3 protein-coding genes are annotated in these 3,514 nt (G+C 42.8%); 1 reads left to right on the forward strand and 2 read right to left on the reverse strand.

From position 1 onward, the window contains the following. Positions 1–282: 282 nt before the first annotated feature. Entirely contained in the window at positions 283–1,560 is a 1,278-nt protein-coding gene (locus tag C200_RS03270) for an MFS transporter (RefSeq protein WP_032126294.1), read from the reverse strand. A 280-nt stretch (positions 1,561–1,840) separates the two neighbouring features. On the opposite strand from C200_RS03270, the gene C200_RS03275 reads away from it, so the two are divergent. After that, positions 1,841–2,206 (forward strand): hypothetical protein, encoded by a 366-nt coding sequence (locus C200_RS03275; RefSeq protein ID WP_016211783.1) that lies wholly within the window; start codon positions 1,841–1,843, stop codon positions 2,204–2,206. Here the strand turns inward: C200_RS03275 and C200_RS03280 are convergent. Further along, the gene (locus tag C200_RS03280; RefSeq protein WP_016211784.1) at positions 2,198–2,920 is read right to left on the reverse strand and encodes an MIP/aquaporin family protein; all 723 of its coding nucleotides are present in this window, start codon (positions 2,918–2,920) and stop codon (positions 2,198–2,200) included. The genes C200_RS03275 and C200_RS03280 overlap by 9 nt on opposite strands. Positions 2,921–3,514: the final 594 nt, after the last annotated feature.

Raw genomic sequence — 3,514 nt, forward strand, 5'->3', positions numbered from 1 at the left:
GTGTGCCGATTCAAGGCACGCAACGCTGTGTGACGCGGACAGTCGAGGGTTTATAGTCGTCGCGTTTTGCTCGGCGATTTTGCATCATTGGATGTGCAAAATACCTACCGAGGTAGCGACGCTTACGAAAAAATAAAGTCTATAAAACAAAAAGTAATAAAATAAAAGCAATAAGTTACTTTAAAAGTAGTGAGAGTATGAAGATAGAAAATAGTGTGAGACTGAGTATAGTGCACTGCTTATTAACGACCCTATACTCATTTTATTGATTATTTTTTAATTTTATTTGCTCTTTTCTAAGCGCTGTGCCAGCCATAAAAAGACTAAAGAGAGTAAAATATAGACAGGTAAGATAAGAAATGCATGCTTGTAGTCGTGGGTTGAGAAAACCGGAGCGCCATTGAAGTGCTGGCCTTTCCAACCTAAGTCGAGTAGGTAGCCAATCAAAGGCTCTGAAAGTGCACCACATAAGGCATCACCAGTATTAATCATGGCTGTGACAGTACCAACTAACAATAATGAATTTAAGTTTTTAGCAAAAGCAAAGCCGAGCATAAAGGCGCCGACGCCAAAACCAAAGATAAAGATAAAAATACTTAGCAAAAGTAGTGTGGGAGCTAAGTAAATGACGGTAATTAAGCTAATAAGGCTAACTATGCCGCCTAATACCATACTCAATATCGGGCGTTTGATTTTGTCAGCAAAATAGCCAAAAGCCGGCCCTCCAAAGCCAAAGCCAATAAAGCCAAGGGTTGCTAAGGAGGCTGCATGTGCCGAGCTTAGGTGATAGGCGACTTGTAAAAAAGGTTGTCCCCAAAGTCCTGAAAATACCGCCAAGGGTGCAAAGGCAAAACCACTATAGAGGGTTAAGCACCAGTTACTGGGCTGAGCGAGTACGCTTAAATAATCTTTAAGGGTTAATTTAGAGGGTTTTCTTTGGCTGGTCGTCGCTGATTTTGGGTTACTGCGCATAAAAACAAAGAAACATGATGCAATAAGCAAGCCGATCAATGAACAAATGAGCAAACTGTGGCGCCAGCCTGTAGATTCAACCAATTTAGCCAGTGGCCCACCGCCAATGGCAGCGCCGATCATCACGCCAGTTGGTAATAAACCACTGATAAAAGCAAAGCGCTCTGGAGGAAAATAGTCGGCGGTGACCTTAAGATAAGTGACGGTTGCAAAGGCGGCCCCTGCTCCCATCAGACTGCGGCCGATTTCAGCCAGCCCTAAGCTGTATGCATTAGCAAAAATAATCGTACCTATGGCACTCATGGTAATAGCGCCTGAGGCAAGGTAGCGGACATTAAAACGATCGAGCATGGGTCCTGCGAAAATTTGCATAATAAAGTAACTATAAAAGAAGGTTGCCGCAAGGTTACCCAAGCCTGCACCTTCGAGGTGAAAGCTTGTCATCAGCTCTGAAGTCATGACTGAAGGAGAGATCTGTAAGAGGTATTTATAAAAGAGAAATAGCGTGCATAGGCTGATCAGTAAAGCTGGATAATGACGGTTGATTAAGGGCTTTGAATAGTTCTGTTGTTGAATGTTTGTGCTCATAACATGTTCTTTCCACACTAAAAAAAAAGCCCCGGACCGGAAGGTGCGAGGCTTGTAAACTGAATAATTAAGTTAGCGCCTGCACCTTATTAAGGGTAGGACGACGACCACCACGACAGCGTTAATCAGTGAATTGACTGGGGAGGTGATCAAATGCATGATTGCAGGGCCTTGATAAAAATAGATAACTTAGTTACATTAACAAAAACAAAATTAGAATGTCAAGCACTAGAATGTAGCTGCTTGGATCTAAAGATTATCTAATGAGGAGTCAATTATTATGCCATTAACTAGTAGATCGCAATCCTGCCCAGACTTAAATTTAGAAGGGCTTGGCGACGGGGAAGGATTGCTGCGTGCCTTTAGTGTGGCAACACCCTTTAAAGATCAAGAGCAATTTTTAGCGATGCTTGCAAAGTTTAATTCAGAAGAGTTAGGGACTTACTGCCAGCTTTTAAAAGACCAGCTGAAGAAGCAGGAAACCCAGGTTGATGGAGCGCAGGCTGACAAAGGTGCTGAAAGAGGAGAGCCGAGTCAGGATTTATCAGTAGCTGCGAGATTCAGTCTCGCGTCAACTGAACTACAAAAACGTGAAGCTGAGTTTGAAGCACAAAGTGCACCAACGCCATTCCCATTGTCACAGTAATAAATGCCAAAGCAATGCGCCTATGGTTGCACCGATACAGGGGCCGAGGATGGGGACCCAAGCGTACTGCCAATGGGAAGAACCTTTGCCTGCAATTGGTAGTAGTGTGTGGGCGATGCGAGGGCCGAGATCGCGGGCAGGGTTAATGGCATAGCCGGTCGGGCCGCCGAGGGAGAGGCCAATGCCCCAGACTAATAGGCCGATAAAGTAAGGCACTAGGCTGGCATCGATATGTCCGTGAGCGTAGTTGGCAATGGCGCCGATGCCAAAGATCAGTGCAAAGGTGCCGATGATTTCAGTGAGTAGATTGCCGAGTGTATGCTTGATTGCAGGGGTAGTACTAAAGACATTGAGTTTGGCCTCTTTATCTTCAGTGATTTGCCAGTGCGGTAAATATGCTAACCAGACGAGGATAGCGCCACTAAAGCAGCCGAGGCATTGCACAATAATGCGCTCAATGACTTGAAGTGGTGAGTGGTAGATGCCTAAAAAGAGCTTGGCAAGTGTTACTGCTGGGTTAATATCCGCCTGTGCTGAGCCGGTTGAACTGGCGACAAATACGCCGATAATCACTGCGAAGGCCCAGCCAGTAGCAATGGCCATCCAGCCGGCGCTATAGCTTTTAGAGCCTTTTAATACCACACCTGCGACAACGCCACCACCAAAGAGAATGAGAAATAAACTACCGAGAAACTCACCAAGTAAATCATGCATAATTGCTTCTGCACCTGCTTTTATTGAATAAACATTCAGTTATTTAAACAAGTTATATGTAAAAAAGCCATTGTTTTTTCTGCTGATACAAGACTGCTGATCTCTGATAGAGGATGATTGTGAGTGTTATGACAAAATCGCAGTGACTAAACAACTAACGCTTTTATAAAACCAGTTATATTTAACAGTACGCAGTTAATCTAGCAACAATATTGACTGTGATTTTGTGTTTCTCTTTAGATAGTAGTATTTAAAGTTGTGATCGTGCATTTGATGGAAATAAGTCATGATCGTTATTATTGCATTGATTGATATTCGTCTTGATGTTCAAGTCATGAGGTTTTCTAATGAGGCAAGAAAATCTGATAAAAATCATTGGTAATATAGAAGAAATGGATGAAGTTGCTAGCCGTAAGTAGCCATTAAGTAATCATTGCAATGGATTTATGTTCTTAAGGTTTATAAAAGTTCCAGTGTTTATTTACTCACCTTACGCACTGACATGATAAACGATGTATAATGAAATCTGATAGATACAGGGATTTCATCAGGAATGAATAAAGAGCTACTGGATATTTATAGCGACTATTTAAT

The sequence above is a fragment of the Piscirickettsia salmonis LF-89 = ATCC VR-1361 genome, from assembly GCF_000297215.2.
In the GTDB taxonomy this organism is placed as follows: domain Bacteria; phylum Pseudomonadota; class Gammaproteobacteria; order Piscirickettsiales; family Piscirickettsiaceae; genus Piscirickettsia; species Piscirickettsia salmonis.

Bases quoted from the DNA above. Each gene is read 5' to 3' on its own strand.
- C200_RS03270 (WP_032126294.1), bottom strand. From the start codon at position 1,560: ATGAGCACAAACATTCAACAACAGAACTATTCAAAGCCCTTAATCAAC.
- C200_RS03280 (WP_016211784.1), bottom strand. From the start codon at position 2,920: ATGCATGATTTACTTGGTGAGTTTCTCGGTAGTTTATTTCTCATTCTC.
- C200_RS03275 (WP_016211783.1), top strand. From the start codon at position 1,841: ATGCCATTAACTAGTAGATCGCAATCCTGCCCAGACTTAAATTTAGAA.